The sequence below is a fragment of the Nonomuraea indica genome (genome assembly GCF_002850745.1).
Classification (GTDB): Bacteria; Actinomycetota; Actinomycetes; order Streptosporangiales; family Streptosporangiaceae; genus Nonomuraea; species Nonomuraea indica.
This window is the reverse complement of record NZ_KZ559466.1, coordinates 167,748-182,365: the sequence shown is the minus strand read 5'-3', so window position 1 is coordinate 182,365 and position 14,618 is coordinate 167,748. Positions and strand designations below refer to the sequence as shown.

The 14,618-nt window shown below is 73.7% G+C and carries 16 protein-coding genes; 9 read left to right on the top strand and 7 right to left on the bottom strand.

The annotated features are described in order from the left end of the window. Window positions 1-7: 7 nt before the first annotated feature. Complete coding sequence (locus CXR44_RS00885; RefSeq protein ID WP_101782901.1) at window positions 8-1,402, bottom strand: aminopeptidase P family protein; 1,395 nt, start codon at window positions 1,400-1,402, stop codon at window positions 8-10. Between the two features lie 156 nt (window positions 1,403-1,558). On the opposite strand from CXR44_RS00885, the gene CXR44_RS00880 reads away from it, so the two are divergent. From CXR44_RS00880 to CXR44_RS00860, 5 genes are all read left to right on the top strand, one after another. Further along, the gene (locus CXR44_RS00880) at window positions 1,559-1,987 is read left to right on the top strand and encodes a CBS domain-containing protein (protein WP_101783454.1); all 429 of its coding nucleotides are present in this window, start codon (window positions 1,559-1,561) and stop codon (window positions 1,985-1,987) included. A 57-nt stretch (window positions 1,988-2,044) separates the two neighbouring features. Then, entirely contained in the window at window positions 2,045-2,656 is a 612-nt protein-coding gene (locus CXR44_RS00875; protein ID WP_101782900.1) for an Rv1352/Rv1906c domain-containing protein, read from the top strand. 55 nt (window positions 2,657-2,711) lie between these two features. Next, complete coding sequence (locus CXR44_RS00870; RefSeq protein WP_219601621.1) at window positions 2,712-3,632, top strand: endo alpha-1,4 polygalactosaminidase; 921 nt, start codon at window positions 2,712-2,714, stop codon at window positions 3,630-3,632. 69 nt (window positions 3,633-3,701) lie between these two features. Beyond that, on the top strand, window positions 3,702-4,475 hold the full coding sequence (locus tag CXR44_RS00865; protein WP_101782899.1) for a cyclase family protein: 774 nt from the start codon (window positions 3,702-3,704) through the stop codon (window positions 4,473-4,475). Between the two features lie 16 nt (window positions 4,476-4,491). Continuing rightward, entirely contained in the window at window positions 4,492-6,153 is a 1,662-nt protein-coding gene (locus CXR44_RS00860; protein WP_101782898.1) for a thiamine pyrophosphate-binding protein, read from the top strand. A gap of 6 nt (window positions 6,154-6,159) precedes the next feature. Here the strand turns inward: CXR44_RS00860 and dhaM are convergent, their stop codons facing one another. The 3 genes from dhaM to dhaK are packed head-to-tail and all read right to left on the bottom strand — an operon-like array spanning window position 6,160 to window position 8,158. Further along, entirely contained in the window at window positions 6,160-6,537 is a 378-nt protein-coding gene (dhaM, locus tag CXR44_RS00855; RefSeq protein WP_101782897.1) for a dihydroxyacetone kinase phosphoryl donor subunit DhaM, read from the bottom strand. Then, window positions 6,537-7,178: a dihydroxyacetone kinase subunit DhaL gene (gene dhaL, locus CXR44_RS00850; RefSeq protein ID WP_180903137.1), complete on the bottom strand. Its 642-nt coding sequence runs from the start codon at window positions 7,176-7,178 to the stop codon at window positions 6,537-6,539. Before dhaL ends, dhaM begins: the two co-directional genes overlap by 1 nt. Continuing rightward, window positions 7,178-8,158 (bottom strand): dihydroxyacetone kinase subunit DhaK, encoded by a 981-nt coding sequence (gene dhaK / locus CXR44_RS00845; protein WP_101783451.1) that lies wholly within the window; start codon window positions 8,156-8,158, stop codon window positions 7,178-7,180. The genes dhaL and dhaK overlap by 1 nt, the downstream gene beginning before the upstream one ends. Window positions 8,159-8,273: 115 nt before the next feature. Between dhaK and CXR44_RS00840 the strand changes: the two genes are divergently transcribed. Next, a complete protein-coding gene (locus tag CXR44_RS00840) occupies window positions 8,274-9,038 on the top strand; it encodes a lysophospholipid acyltransferase family protein (protein WP_101782896.1) in 765 nt (254 codons plus the stop codon). Between the two features lie 5 nt (window positions 9,039-9,043). Here the strand turns inward: CXR44_RS00840 and CXR44_RS00835 are convergent, their stop codons facing one another. Together CXR44_RS00835 and CXR44_RS00830 are read right to left on the bottom strand one after the other, a co-directional pair. Continuing rightward, window positions 9,044-9,850, bottom strand: a complete 807-nt coding sequence (locus CXR44_RS00835; RefSeq protein WP_101782895.1) for a serine/threonine-protein kinase — start codon at window positions 9,848-9,850, stop codon at window positions 9,044-9,046. Between the two features lie 46 nt (window positions 9,851-9,896). Beyond that, window positions 9,897-11,165, bottom strand: a complete 1,269-nt coding sequence (locus CXR44_RS00830) for an MFS transporter (protein ID WP_101782894.1) — start codon at window positions 11,163-11,165, stop codon at window positions 9,897-9,899. Between the two features lie 74 nt (window positions 11,166-11,239). On the opposite strand from CXR44_RS00830, the gene CXR44_RS00825 reads away from it, so the two are divergent. After that, a complete protein-coding gene (locus CXR44_RS00825) occupies window positions 11,240-11,863 on the top strand; it encodes an ArsR/SmtB family transcription factor (RefSeq protein WP_101782893.1) in 624 nt (207 codons plus the stop codon). Here CXR44_RS00825 and CXR44_RS00820 read toward each other — a convergent pair. Further along, the gene (locus CXR44_RS00820) at window positions 11,829-12,782 is read right to left on the bottom strand and encodes an oxidoreductase (RefSeq protein WP_101782892.1); all 954 of its coding nucleotides are present in this window, start codon (window positions 12,780-12,782) and stop codon (window positions 11,829-11,831) included. The two genes, CXR44_RS00825 and CXR44_RS00820, sit on opposite strands and share 35 nt — an antisense overlap. Window positions 12,783-12,871: 89 nt before the next feature. Here CXR44_RS00820 and CXR44_RS00815 point away from each other — a divergent pair, with 89 nt between their 5' ends. After that, window positions 12,872-13,483 carry a TetR/AcrR family transcriptional regulator gene (locus tag CXR44_RS00815; RefSeq protein ID WP_101782891.1) on the top strand — a complete coding sequence of 204 codons (612 nt, stop codon included), beginning with the start codon at window positions 12,872-12,874 and terminating at the stop codon, window positions 13,481-13,483. Between the two features lie 103 nt (window positions 13,484-13,586). Next, the gene (gene bla / locus CXR44_RS00810) at window positions 13,587-14,576 is read left to right on the top strand and encodes a class A beta-lactamase (RefSeq protein WP_101782890.1); all 990 of its coding nucleotides are present in this window, start codon (window positions 13,587-13,589) and stop codon (window positions 14,574-14,576) included. Window positions 14,577-14,618 lie beyond the last annotated feature (42 nt).

Here is a 14,618-nt window from a genome sequence, read left to right as displayed (position 1 = left end):
GGGACGGTCAGCGCAGCAGGCCGGCCATCCAGGACTCCACCTCGTCCGGGTGGCGGGGGAGGGCGCCGGACATCAGCCGCGCCCCGTCCGCCGTGATCACCAGGTCGTCCTCGATGCGCACGCCCAGGCCGCGGAACTCCTCCGGCAGCGTCAGGTCGTCCGGCTGCAGGTACAGGCCCGGCTCGACCGTCAGCACCTGGCCCTCCTCCAGCACGCCGTCGAGGTAGACCTCGGCGCGCGAGCGGGCGCAGTCGTGCACGTCCAGGCCCAGCATGTGGCCGCTGCTGCACAGTGTGTAGCGGCGGTAGAGGCCCGACTCCATCAGCGCGTCGGGTGAGTCCTTCAGCAGTCCCCACGCGTGCAGGCCCTCGCAGATGACCCGCATCGCCGCCCGGTGGAAGTCGCGGAAGCGGGCGCCCGGCCGCAGGGTCGCGATGGCGGCCGTCTGCGCCTCGTACACCAGCTCGTAGACCTGCCGCTGCACGGAGCCGAAGCGGCCGGACAGCGGCAGCGTGCGCGTGACGTCGGCCGTGTAGAGGGTGTCGGTCTCGACGCCCGCGTCGAGCAGCACCAGGTCGCCGGGGCGCAGCGCCCCGTCGTTGCGGATCCAGTGCAGTACGCAGGCGTGGGCGCCGGAGGCGACGATGCTGTCGTAGCCGACCGTGTTGCCCTCCAGCCGCGACCGCAGCCCGAAGACGCCCTCCAGGTGGCGTTCGCCGCGCGGGTGGCCGAGCGCGGCCGGGATGGCGCGCACCACGTCCTCGAAGCCGCGCACCGTCGAGTCGACGGCCGACTGCAGCTCGGCGACCTCCCACTCGTCCTTGACCAGGCGCGTCTCCGACAGGAAGCACTCCAGCTCCGCGTCGCCGCCGCCCGGCTCGACCATGGCGTCCACCTCGGGGTCGACACCGCGCAGCACCCGGGCGGGACCCTTCAGACGCAGGTCGCGCAGGTGCGCGACCTCCACCTGGTACAGCTCGGCGGCCTCGGCCAGGTCGGGCCTGCGGCCCACCCAGAACTCGCCGTAGCGCCGGTCGCGGTAGAACTCCTGGCCCTCCTCGCGTGGCGAGCGCGGCCGGACGTACAGCCTGGCCTCGCCGGACGGCTCGATGACCAGCACCTCGCCCGGCTCGCCCGCGCCCGTCAGGTAGGAGAAGGCGCTGTGCGGCCGGAACGGGTAGTCCCAGTCGTTGCTGCGCACCTTCAGCGTGCCGGACGGGACGACCAGCCGCTCGCCGGGGAACCGCGCCGCCAGCGTGGCGCGCCGCTTGGCCGCCCACGGGGCGATCGGCAACGCCGACACGTCGGCACGCCGCGTGTCGGCCCAGCCTGTCCGCATGAACGCGGCCAGCTCGTCGGTGATGGGCAGGTCGTGGCTTCCGGTGTTGAGCCGCTCGGTCATCGTGGCGCGTCCTGGGTGGGTCGGCGGTGGGGTACGGCGAGCAGCCTACGCCCCCGAGGGTTGACGTCCGGCCCGCCGGTTGCTTGCCTGGAGAGCACCCGGCGGCGGCGATTGGCCGGTCCGCGCCCCGGGTACCTGAAAGCCGAGGTGGTGCACATGCTCATCGGGACGATCCTGCGGGCCAAGGGCAGCGACGTGACGACCGTGCCGCCCGAGGCGACGGTGCGCGAGCTGCTGGCCCGGCTGGCGGAGCACAACATCGGAGCCGTGGTCGTCTCCTCCGACGGGACCACGATCACCGGCATCGTCTCCGAGCGTGACGTCGTGCGGCACCTGCACGAGCACGGCGCCGGGGTGCTCGACGGGCCGGTCTCGGCGATCATGACGGCCGAGGTGCGCACCGTCGGCCTGGGCGACCGCGTCGACGAGTTGCGCAAGATGATGACCACGCACCGGGTGCGGCACATGCCCGTGGTCGAGGACGGCCGGCTCGTCGGCATCGTCAGCATCGGCGACGTGGTCAAGAGCGCCATCGAGGAGCTGGAGACGGAGAAGGCGTCGCTGGTCGACTACCTGCACCGTTGACGACGCCGTTGACCGGGCCGTAGACGGCGCCGTTGACAGGGGTGGGACGCTGGTCACGTGATCTACGGACCTTCGCCCGAGCGGCCTCGGGCGACCGGCAGCGCGAGCGTCATCGTGCTCGTGTCGGGGCTGACGTGCGCGGTGGGGTTCCTGCTGGGGTACGTGATCGGGCTCGGCTCGGGTGAGTCGGTCGCCGCGCCCGCGGCCCCTCGCATCACGGTGACGATGGAGGAGCCGGTCGATCCGGAGTCCTCGGGCCCGGCCGTCACCCCGTCGGCCGGAGGGGACCCGGCCGCGACGCCGCCCGGCCCGGGGGACCCGGCCGGGACCGCTCCGGCCGCCACGGCCCCCGCCGCCACCGCTCCGGCAGGGACCGCCCCCGCCGCCACCGCTCCCGGCGTCACCACGACGGGCGGCACGAACGGCGTCACGGCGCCCGCCGGCAACCGCACGCTGGTGGTCGGCGTCGACATCCACCCGGGCACCTACCGGACCGCCGGGCCCGCCACCGGGCAGCCGATGTGCTACTGGGCCCGGCTGAAGAGCACGGTCCCGCAGGCCGCCGACATCATCGCGGCCGACATGCCGAGGGGCGCCGCCACCGTCACCATCGCCCCGACGGACAAGGCGTTCCAGACCGGCGGCTGCGCCGAGTGGACCAAGGTCTGACAGATCTTCCCGAATCGCTTGAAACGGGCCGGGGGACGCGGGAAGGTTGCCCCTCGTGTACAAGATCTTCTCGGCGGCGGTCACGGCCGCCGCCCTTCTCACCGCCCTCGTGCCCGCACCGGCCCAGGCCGCGCAGGCCGAATCGACACAGACCCTCAGAGCAGCAGAAGCGGTACAAACTGCCGCGAACAGCGCGGCAGCCGCGTTGCCCGCCCCGGTGCCGTGCAAGGGCTGCTGGCGGCCCGCGCTCAACACCAGCTGGCAGTGGCAGCTCGCCGCCCCGCCCACCAAGCCGTTCCTCGACGTGCAGATGTACGACATCGACGGCTTCGAGGCGCGGGACGGCGCCGTCGTCAAGGCGCTCAAGGCCGCCAAGCCCGGCCGGGGCGTGGTCTGCTACATCAGCGCGGGCTCCTACGAGGACTGGCGCCCGGACGCCAAGAGCTTCCCCGCCTCCGTCCTCGGCAAGAAGGTGGAGGGCTGGCCGGGCGAGCGCTGGCTCGACATCAGGCAGTACAAGGGCCAGCTCGGCAAGATCATGGAAGCCCGGCTCGACATGTGCGACAAGGCCGGGTTCGACGCGGTGGAGCCGGACCTCATCGACGGCTTCACCAACGACACGGGCTTCCCGCTGACCGGGGCCGACCAGCTCGCCTACAACGTCTGGCTGGCCAACGAGGCGCACGAGCGCGGCATGTCGATCGCGCTGAAGAACGACGTCGAGCAGATCCCCCAGCTCCTGCCGTACTACGACTTCGCGCTGAACGAGGAGTGCTGGTCCCACGACGAGTGCACCACCGCGCAGAACGAGGACTACGGCTACGACCAGTTCGTCAAGGCCGGCAAGGCGGTGTTCCAGGTGGAGTACGAGCTGCCCGCCTCCCGCTTCTGCGCCCGCTCGAACGCCCAGAACTTCAACTCGCTGGTGAAGAACTGGGACCTCGACGCCAAGCGGACGCCGTGCCGGGGCAAGTGAACGCCTGACGTCTGGCGGCGCCCGGCGCCGGCGTAGGAGGATGCGTCCAGGGCCATCGAGGAGGATGACATGTCGGTGCTGCGGAGCCTCGTCCAGAGCGTGCGTGACGGCGCGATCGAGGTGATCGACCTGACGGCGCCCCTGTCGTCGCGGACCCCGATCCTCCGGCTGCCGGAGCCGTTCGGCAACACGATCCCGTTCCGGCTGGAGGAGATCAGCCGTTACGACGACCGCGGCCCCGCCTGGTACTGGAACGACATCCACACCGGCGAGCACACCGGCACCCACTTCGACGCCCCCGTCCACTGGGTGACGGCCCGCGACGGCCAGGACGTCTCGCAGGTGCCGCCCGCCAGCCTGCTCGCCCCGGCCGTCGTGCTCGACTTCGCGGCCGAGGCGGGCAAGGATGCCGACTTCCTCCTCCAGATCGACCACGTCAAGGAGTGGGAGCGGACCCACGGGCCGCTGCCCGACGGCGGCTGGCTGCTCTACCGCACCGGCTGGGACACCAGGTCGGGCGACCAGGAGGCGTTCCTGAACGCCGACGAGACCGGCCCGCACACGCCGGGGGTCTCCGTCGAGTGCGCCCGCTGGCTGGCCGAGGAGACGCCCATCATCGGGCTCGGCGTCGAGACGGTCGGCACGGACGCGGGCGCCGCGCACTCCTTCGAGCCGGCCTTCCCGTGTCACTCGTTCCTGCTGGGCGCCGGCAAGTACGGCCTGACCCAGCTGCGCAACCTCGACCGCCTGCCGGCGTCCGGCGCGGTGGTGCTCGCCCCGCCGCTGCCCATCGTCGGCGGCTCCGGCAGCCCGGTCCGCGTGCTCGCCCTGGTGGAGCGGTAGGAGCGGGGGCGTCGCGATGAACGTGGCCGAGACCGTCGGGCGGACCCTGGCCGCGCTGGGCGTGCGGGGCGTGTTCGGCGTGGTGGGCAGCGGCAACTTCCACGTCACCAACGCCCTCGTGGCGCACGGCGCACGCTTCGTCGCCGCGCGGCACGAGGGCGGCGCGGCGACCATGGCCGACGCGTACGCCAGGGTCAGCGGCACGGTGGCCGTCCTGTCGGTGCACCAGGGGCCCGGACTCACCAACGCCATGACCGGACTCGCCGAGGCGGCCAAGAGCCGTACGCCGCTCGTCGTCCTCGCCGGGGAGGCGACCGACGCCCGCTCCAACTTCCACGTGGACCAGGACGCCCTGGCCCGCGCGGTCGGGGCGGTGCCCATGCGCGTCACCTCGGCCGCCGACGCGGCCGAGGACACCGCAGCCGCGTTCCGCACCGCCCGGCACGAGCGGCGCACGGTGCTGCTCAACCTGCCCCTCGACGTCCAGGCCGCCCCGGTCGAGCCGCGCGAGGAGCCCGGCGACGACCTCGGCCGCGTCGAGGAGCACCCGGTCGACGCAGCGTCCGGCCAGGCGCCGCCGGCGGAGGCGGACGTCGCCCGGCTGGCGCGGCTGCTGGACGGCGCGCGCAGCCCGGTGTTCGTCGCGGGGCGCGGCGCCCGGCACGCGCGCCGCGAGCTGGAGGACCTGGCCGGCCGCACCGGCGCGCTGCTCGCCACCTCGGCCGTCGCGCGCGGCCTGTTCCGCGGCAGCCCGTGGGACCTCGACGTGAGCGGCGGGTTCGCCACGCCGCTGGCCGCCGAGCTGATCCGCGCCGCCGACCTGGTGGTCGGCTGGGGCTGCGCGCTGAACATGTGGACCACCCGCCACGGCACCCTGATCGGCGAGCGGGCCACGGTCGTCCAGGTGGACCTGGAGGAGCCGGCCATCGGGGCGCACCGGCAGGTCGCGCTGGGGGTCGTGGGCGACAGCGCCGCCACGGCCCGCGCGGTCGCCGGCGCCCTGGAGGCAGGCCCCCGGCCCGGCCGGCGGACACCCGAGCTGGCCCGGCGGATCTCGGCGGAGGGCCGGTGGCGCGACGTGCCGTACGCCGACGAGAGCGGCGGCGGGCGGATCGACCCGAGAACCCTCACCATCGCCCTGGACGACCTGCTGCCCGTCGAGCGGATCGTGGCCGTCGACTCGGGCAACTTCATGGGCTACCCGTCGATGTTCCTCGACGTGCCCGACGAGCAGGGCTTCTGCTTCACCCAGGCGTTCCAGTCGATCGGCCTCGGCCTGGCCACCGCGATCGGCGCGGCCGTGGCCCGCCCCGACCGGCTGCCGGTGGCCGCCCTCGGCGACGGCGGGGCGCTGATGAGCGCCGCGGAGCTGGAGACCGTCGTCCGGCTGGGCCTGCCGATGGTGGTCGTGGTCTACGACGACGAGGCGTACGGCGCGGAGGTGCACCACTTCGGCCCGCACGGGCACCCGCTCGACCTGGTGCGCTTCCCGCCGGCGGACCTCGCGGCCATCGCCCGCGGCCACGGCTTCGACGCGGTGACCGTCACGCGCCCGGAGGAGGTGGCCGGGGTCGCCGCCTGGCTCAGGGGTCCGCGTGACCGGCCCCTGCTGGTGCACGCCAAGGTCACCCGTGACCGCCCGTCCTGGTGGCTGGAGGAGGCGTTCAAGGGCCACTGAGGGGCGTCAGGTGCACTTGCGGAAGCCCCGGGCCTCGTCGGCGGCGGCGAGCACCTGGCCCAGCGGCGCTCCCGCGCCCGCCGTCACCGCGGCGGCGATCGTGCCCTCCACGAACGGCACGTCGGCCAGCACGACCCGGCCCGGCTCCTCCACCAGCCGGGCCGTCAGCACCGAGCTGCCGAGGTCGGCCACGAGCAGCACGCCGTCGCCCTGGTCGGCCGCGCGGATCGCCTGCTCGACGAGGTCGACGCTGGCGCCGAGCCCGCCGTCCCCGGTGCCGCCGGCCGCCGCGACGGGCACGTCGTCGCCGGCGATGCTCCGGGCCAGCGCGGCGGTCTCCGCGGCCAGCCCGGCGCTGTGCGACACCAGCACGATCCCGACCATCAGTCCACCTCCTTCGTCGCCTCCTTGACCGCCACCCCGGCCAGCGCCCCGAGGATGAGCGCCGACGACGCCGCCCCGGGGTCCTCATGGCCGACGCTCCGCTCGCCGAGGTAGCTGGCGCGGCCCTTGCGGGCGCGCATCGGGATCGTCGCCCTCGACCCCTCCTCGGCCGCGACCGCCGCCCGGTGGAACGCCTCGTACGGGGTCAGCCCCTTCTCCACGGCCGCCGTCAGCGCCCGCGACGCCGGAGCCAGCGCGTCGATCATGGTCTTGTCGCCCGGCGCGGCCTTGCCGAGCCGTTCGACCGCGACCACGCCCGCCTCGAACGCCGCGGCGAACCCGGGCAGCGTCACCGGGTCCTGCAGCGCCTTGCCCATCGCCCGGAACGCCGAGCCGTACAGGGGGCCCGAGGCGCCGCCGACGCGGCGGATCAGCGTCGTGCCCGCCGTCAGCAGCGCCTGCGCGGGGGCCGTGGGCGGCCAGTCCTCCAGCGCCTTGCACACCTCGGTGAAGCCGCGGTCGAGGTTGGCCCCGTGGTCGGCGTCGCCGATGGCGGCGTCCAGCTCGGTCAGCCGGTCGCGCTGCAGCCTGATCCGCGTGGCCGCGTCCCTCAGCCAGGTGACGAAGAAACCGGTGTCCATCAGCGCCCCCAGCGCAGTCCGGGCGTGTCGACGGGCGCGTCCCACAGGCGGGTCAGCTCGCCGTCCAGCCGGCACACCGTGACGGAGAAGCCCTGCATGTCGAGGCTCGTCACGTAGTTGCCCACCAGCGACCGGCTCACCCGCGCCCCCTTGCCGCGGATGAACGCCTCCACCTCGGCGAACACCACGTACAGCTCCATCAGCGGGGTGCCGCCCATGCCGTTGACCATCACGAGCAGGTCGCCCGTGAGCGGCAGGTCGCCGTGGACGGCCTCCATGGCGACCGCGGCCAGCTCACGCGCCGAGGCCATCGGCACCCGCCTGCGTCCCGGCTCACCGTGGATGCCGATCCCCAGCTCCACCTGAGTGTCCGGCAACTCGAACGTCGGCTTGCCGGCCGCCGGAGTCGTGCACGAGGTCAGCGCGATGCCGAAGGAGCGGCTGCGCTCGTCCACGTCGGCCGCCACGCGCGCCACCTCGGCCAGCGGCGCCCCCTGCTCGGCGAGCGCGCCGGCGATCTTCTCCACGAACAGGGTCGCGCCGGTGCCGCGCCGGCCCGCGGTGTAGAGGGAGTCCTCGACGGCCACGTCGTCGTCGACCAGCACGCTCGCCACCTGGACGTCGTCGCACAGCTCGGCGGCCAGCTCGAAGTTGAGCACGTCGCCGGTGTAGTTCTTGACGATGTGCAGCACCCCCGCGCCGCCGTCGACCGCCCGGGTGGCCTCGATGATCTGGTCGGGCACGGGAGAGGTGAAGACCTCACCGGGACACGCGGCGTCCAGCATGCCGTACCCGACGAACCCGGCGTGCAGCGGCTCGTGCCCGGACCCGCCGCCGGAGACCAGCCCGACCTTGCCCGCGCGCGGCCCCGACGCGCGGTAGACGACCCGCTCACGCACCCGCAGCGACGGGTGGGCCGCCGCCATGCCGCTCAAGGCGTCCTCGACCACGGACTGCGCCGTGTTGATGAGCTTCTTCATGGTCACAACATCTGCCCCTTCCGGCCGGTTCGCAAGCCTCGTCCGGACAGGGAAGGCGAGGTCGGCGGAACGGCCGGACTGCCCAGCACGGCGCGACCTAGGCTACCTTCAGCACATGGCTGAGATCGTGTACCCGCCGGTGATCGCCGCCGCGCGGACCCTCTTTCGCGTGCTCGACTACCGCTTCCATCTCGAGGGGACCGAGCACGTGCCGCGGACCGGGGGAGCGGTGCTGGTGAGCAACCACATCAGCTACCTCGACTTCATCTTCGCGGGGTTCGCCGCGCTGCCCGCCCGGCGCCTGGTGCGCTTCATGGCCAAGCAGGACGTCTTCGACCACCGCGTCTCGGGGCCGCTGATGCGCGGCATGAAGCACATCCCGGTCGACCGGGGCGCCGGGGCGGGCTCGTACGCGACGGCGCTGCGGATGCTGAAGGCCGGCGAGGTGGTGGGCGTCTTCGCCGAGGCCACGATCAGCCGGTCCTTCACGGTCAAGGAGATCAAGAACGGCGCCATCCGCATGGCGCAGGCCACCAACACCCCGATCATCCCGGTGGCGCTGTGGGGCAGCCAGCGGCTGTGGACCAAGGGCAGGCCGAAGGCGCTGACGCAGCGGCACGTGCCCATCACGATCATCGTGGGCGAGCCCATGCATCCCAAGCGCGGCGAGGACGTCGACAAGCACACGACCGACCTGCACGAGCGGCTGACGGCGCTGGTGGACCGGGCGCAGCGGACCTACCCGGAGATCCCGCCCGGCGTCTGGTGGCAGCCCGCCCACCTGGGCGGCACGGCGCCGACACCGGAGGAGGCCGCCGCCATGGACGCCGCCGAGGCCGAGGCCCGCGCGAAGCGGCAGGCCGGGGCCGGCGACCTGTAAGGGGGCTAGATCGCGGCCTGGTAGCTGCTGGCGCGCATGCCCGCCAGCAGCCCCGCGGTCTGCTCCAGGGTGAAGCGGCGCACCGGGTCGGGGTGCAGCAGGCCCTCGATGAGCGGGCGCATCACCCCGGCGCGGCGCGGCGTCGGGTAGCCGCCGCTGCGGGCCATGGCGAGCACGGTCGCCGCGTCCTGGCCGGGGTAGGGCGGCTGGCCTTCCACGGCGCTGTAGAGGGTGGCGCCGAACGACCACATGTCGGCTTCCTTGCTGGCGGGGCCGCCGTGCAGGCGTTCGGGGGCCATGAACGCGGGCGTGCCGCGCAGCCGGCGCGAGGTGGTCATCCGGATGTCGCCCTCGGCGGTGGCGATGCCGAAGTCGGTGAGCACGACGCGGTCGCCGGTGAGCATGACGTTGGCGGGCTTCACGTCGCGGTGCAGCACCCCGGCCTGGTGGGCGGTGCGCAGCGCGGCCAGCAGGTGCTGGCCGATCGCGGCGACCGACTGCGCGGGCAGGGTGCCCACCTGCGACAGCAGCTGGTGCAGGGACAGCCCGTCGAGGTACTCCATCACGATCCAGAGCTTGCCGCCCTCCTCGATGAGGTCGTGGACCGTGATGATGTTGGGATGTGTGAGCCGGGCGGCCATCCGCGCCTCGCGGAGCACCCGGCGCCGCACCATCTCGGCCTCGCCGGTGAGCGTCAGCTCCTTGAGCGCGACCTCACGGTGGAGCAGCTGGTCGAACGCGCGCCAGACGACTCCCATACCCCCACGACCGGCCTCCTCGTTGAGAAGGTACCGTCCGCCGATCTCCCGCATGCCATCCCCTCGTCGCCCGGGGTAATCATGTCATCTCACCACAGATCTAGTGTGCCGAAAGTGATCCGGGTGTGGGATCAACTGTATGATCGCTGGTCAAGGGCCCCGAAATTCGCACAGGTGCGACACGCCAGATGAGGCAGACGGCGGCGACGGCGGCCGCCGCGGAGCCCAGGAACACGACGGGCAGCCCGGCCACCTCGGCGACGACGCCCCCGAGCGCCGCGCCCACGGGCATCCCGCCCATCCCGATCAGCCGGTAGGCGGAGTTGACCCGGCCCAGCAGCTCGGCCGGGATCAGCCGCTGCCGGGTGGAGATCACGAGTACGTTCGCGGTGGCGCCGGCCACGCCCCACACGACGGCGGTGGGGTAGAGCAGCCAGGCGACGGGCAGCAGCACGGGGACGAGGTACAGCAGGGCACTGATCATCCACATGACCACCAGGGTCCTGCCCTCGCCGAGCAGGCGGACGGCGCGCTCCGAGACCAGCGAGCCGGCGACGGCGCCGGCGGCCAGCGCCGTCATCATCAGCCCGTAGCCGCCGGGCTCCAGGCCGACCCGCGACCCCTCGCCGACCAGCCACAGCACGAGCACGCCGAAGTAGGCCGCGCTGGCGGCGTTGAGCACGCCGGCGGACACCGCCAGCGTGCGCAGGAACCGGTGCCCCCACAGGTAGCGCAGCGCCTCGCCGATCTCCCGCCGCATGGCGCCCGCCCCCCGCCCGGCCGAGGGGGGCCGGGTGGCCCGGAACCGGCCGCGCATGCCCGCCAGGGACAGCGCGGCGGCGCCGTACAGCAGGGCGGGGCCGGCGAGGACGGCGGCGGGCAGGAGCGTGACCAGGACCCCGGCGAGCGGGGCGCCGGCGAAGTCGTTGCCGACCGTCTGCGCGCCCACCACGCGGCCGTTGGCCGCCGCCAGGCGGTCGGGGGGCACCGTCATCGGCAGGACCGCCTGCGCGGCCGTGTCGGCGAACACCTCCGCCACGCCGGCGACCAGCACGGCGAGCAGCATGAGCCAGAGGTTGAGCACGCCGGACGCGGCCAGGGCGCCGGCCGCCGCGAGCCCGCCGGCGCGGCCGGCGTTCGCCAGCGCCATGACGCGTCGGCGGTCCATCCGGTCGGCGACCGCGCCCGCCGGCAGGGCGAGCAGCAGCCACGGCAGTGTCGCCGCCGCCCCCACCATCGCGACCTGGGCGGGGGAGCGCGTCATCGTGACGGCCAGCAGCGGTGCGCCGACCTTGAGCACGCCGTCGCCGAGGTTGGACAGCGCGGCCGAGGACCACAGGTACGTGAACGACCGTCCGAGACCTGCCATGGTCGCCGCCTTCCGGTTAGGATATGTAAAGAAAAGTGTGCATAGATTCCTTTGCAAAGATAGGTGTGCACAGAATGCCACGCAAGCCCTTTTCCGCCCGCACCCTCGACACGCACGCCCTGAAGTCGTTCGCCCATCCGCTGCGGCTGAGCCTGTACGAGCTGCTGGAGGAGCACGGCCCCTCCACGGCCACCAGGCTGGCCGGGCTGCTCGGGCACAACACCGGGGCGACCAGCTACCACCTCAGGGAGCTGGCCAGGCACGGCATGATCGAGGAGGCTCCGGAGCTGGGCCGGGGCAAGGAGAAGTACTGGCGGATCGTGTCGGGCGGCTTCTCCTACGGCGAGACGCCGCCGGGGGACGAGGAGGCGGCGAGCGCCCTGGAGACCCTGATGGACGACCTCCTCCGGCGGCGCGGAGCGGAGCTGGCGCGCTGGAGGGAGGAGGAGGCGAGCACGCCCGAGGAGTGGATCCGGGCCAGTGGGCTCGGCCGCCGGTCCCTGCTGCTCACCGCGCAGGAGACCGAGCGGATGCGCGACGAGGTCTTCGAGGTGCTGGAACGTTATCGCGCCCTGGCCGACCGGCGGGCCCGCGAGCCGCGCCGCGAGCCGGACCCCTCCCTGGGGCGCGTGGTCGTCCACTTCGACGTCCTGCCCGTGGGCGTCACCGGGGACGGGCGGCCGGCAGCGCGAGACTGACGCCCGTCAGCTCCTCCGACAGCTCCCACAGGCGGCGGGCGGTGACGGTGTCGGTCAGGGCGCGGGGCCGGCGCCCGGTCGTGGGCTCGCCCCGCAGCTCCAGGAAGCCGTCCGGGGCCACGTAGCCGCCGCCGGGCGCGTCGTCCGCCGTCGCGGCGTACAGGGACGTCTTGGCGCCCTCGGCCGTCGGCCGGAAGGCGAGCCGCACCAGCAGCGCCGTCGCCGACCGGTAGAGCGGCCCGCGGGCCGCGTTGGCGCCGCCGGTGAGCACGTTGGTGCGGGTGAGCCCGGGCGCCACCGCCACGCTGCGCAGCGGCAGCCCGGCCGCCGCGGCCCGGCGGTGCAGCTCCGCGGCGAAGTACAGGTTGGCCCGCTTGGAGGCCACGTACGCGAACGGCGCGCTGTAGCCCCGGTCGGTGCCGAGCCGGTCCCGGTCGAACCGGGCGAGGTCGAACCGGGCGAAGCGCTGCCCCTCGCTGCTGACGGTCACCACCCGGGCGGCCGGCGCCGAGGCCAGGGCGGGCAGCAGCAGCCCGGTCAGCGCGAACGTGCCCAGATGGTTGACGCCGATGTGCGACTCGAACCCGTCGGCGGTGCGCGCGAAGGGCACCATCGCCACGCCCGCGTTGTTCACCAGCAGGTCGAGCCGGTCGTGATCCCACCCGGCGGCGAAGGCGCGGATCGACTCCAGCGAGGCGAGGTTCAGCGGGCGCAGCTCGGCCCGCGCGCCGGGGGTCTCGGCGCGCAGGCGCGCCAGCGCCGCCCGGCCGCGCTCGGCGCTGCGGCAGGCCAGCACGACGTGGGCGCCACGGTGGGCCAGCTCGCGGGCGGTCACGTAGCCGATGCCGCTGTTGGCGCCGGTCACGACCACGAGCCGGCCGGACTGGTCGGGGATCGAGTCGAAGGTCCAGGAACGCATGGCGGTGCCTTTCGGAAAGACGTATCGCAACTTCAAGTTGCGATACGATCGTGGCATCCGATCCGCCGATATCGCAACTTGGAGTTGCAATGAAGTCCGCCTCCTCACCCGACCGGCCGGTGGGCCGCGGCGCGAAGGTCAGCGCCGCGGTCCACGCCGCCACGCTCGCCGAGCTGGTGGACAAGGGGTACGCCGCGCTGACCGTCGAGGCCGTCGCCGCCCGCGCCGGCGTGCACAAGACGACCGTCTACCGGCGCTGGAAGGACCGGGAGAGCCTCGTCGTGGACGCGCTCACCGGCCAGGCCGCGGCCGACGTCCCCGTGCCCGACACCGGCTCCGTCGAGGACGACCTGCGGGCGCTGGCGCGCTCCCTGGTGGCCATGGTGACGGCCGGGAGCGGGCCCGCGCTCCTGGCCGCGATGTTCTCCGGCGGCGCGGCGCTTCCGGAGATCGCCGAGGCGCGGCACCACGTCTTCGGCGACCGGCTCCGGCGCGCCCGTCCCGTGGTGACCCGCGCGATCGAGCGGGGCGAGCTGCCCGCCGGCACCGACCCCGACGAACTCCTGCGGACCCTCGCCGCTCCGATCTACTTCCGGCTGCTCATGACGGCCGAGCCCGTGGACGGGACGACGGCCGACCAGGCGGTCCGCGTCACGCTCGCCGCCGCCCGCTCGGGCGCCCTCACCTGCGTCCATACCTGATCCGCGATAATCCGCATCCCGATATCACTATTGGACATGACCCGGAGCTCTCTGATCTCCTCGTCTCCCGTCGCCGATCATCAACGCGAACAGGGAGTCCGTCATGCAGCACCACCCCCGTAGGACGCGGAGCATCGCCAGCAAGCTGGGGGCCTCCGTACTCGCTGTCTCCACCGCGATCACCGGAGCCGCCTGGACCGCCACCCCGGCCTCGGCCGGTGTCGCCGGCGTGGCCGGCGTGGCCGGCACGGCCGCCGTCACGAAGGCCGCGCCCGACGCGAAGATCGACATCCGGGCGGAGTTCCGCAAGCTGGAGACCGCCTACCAGGGCCACATCGGCGCGTACGCGATCGACACCGGCACCGGCAGGACCGTCGGCAACCGCGCCCACGAGCGCTTCCCCAGCAACTCCACCTTCAAGGCGATCCTGTGCGGCGCCATCCTGCACAAGGCCCGCACCACCGACCCCGGCCTGATGGAGCGGACCCTGAAGTGGAAGGCCACGGACGTGGTGGCCCACTCCCCGGTGACCGGGGTCAAGGAGAACATCGAGAACGGGCTGACCCCGGAGCGGCTCTGCCACGCGACCATCACCACCAGCGACAACACCGCCGCCAACGTGCTGCTCAAGCAGATCGGCGGCCCGGCCGGGATGACCCGTTACTACCGCTCGCTCGGCGACCCGGTCGGCCGGCTGGACCGCTACGAGACCGAGCTCAACGACTGGAAGCCGGGGGAGCGGCGCGACACCATCATGCCCGCGTTCATGGCCCGTGACCTGCAGAAGCTGACCGTGGGCAAGGCCCTCGTCCCCGAGGACCGGAGCCGGCTGATCGGCTGGATGAAGGACAGCACCACCGGCCGCGAGCGCATCCTCGCGGGCCTGCCCAAGGGCTGGACCGTCGGCGACAAGACGGGGACCGGGGGCGTCTACGGCACCGCCAGCGACCTCGCGATCGCCTGGCCGCCGTCCGGCGCGCCGGTGATCATCGCCGTCTACGTCCGGCGCGGCGTCGCGGACGCCCAGGTCGACAACGGCACCATCGCCAAGGCCACGTCCCTGCTGGTGCGCGGGCTGGGCCACACCTCCTGACCCCTGCCGGCCCACGGTGCGACCCGCGGCCACGCGCCGGGC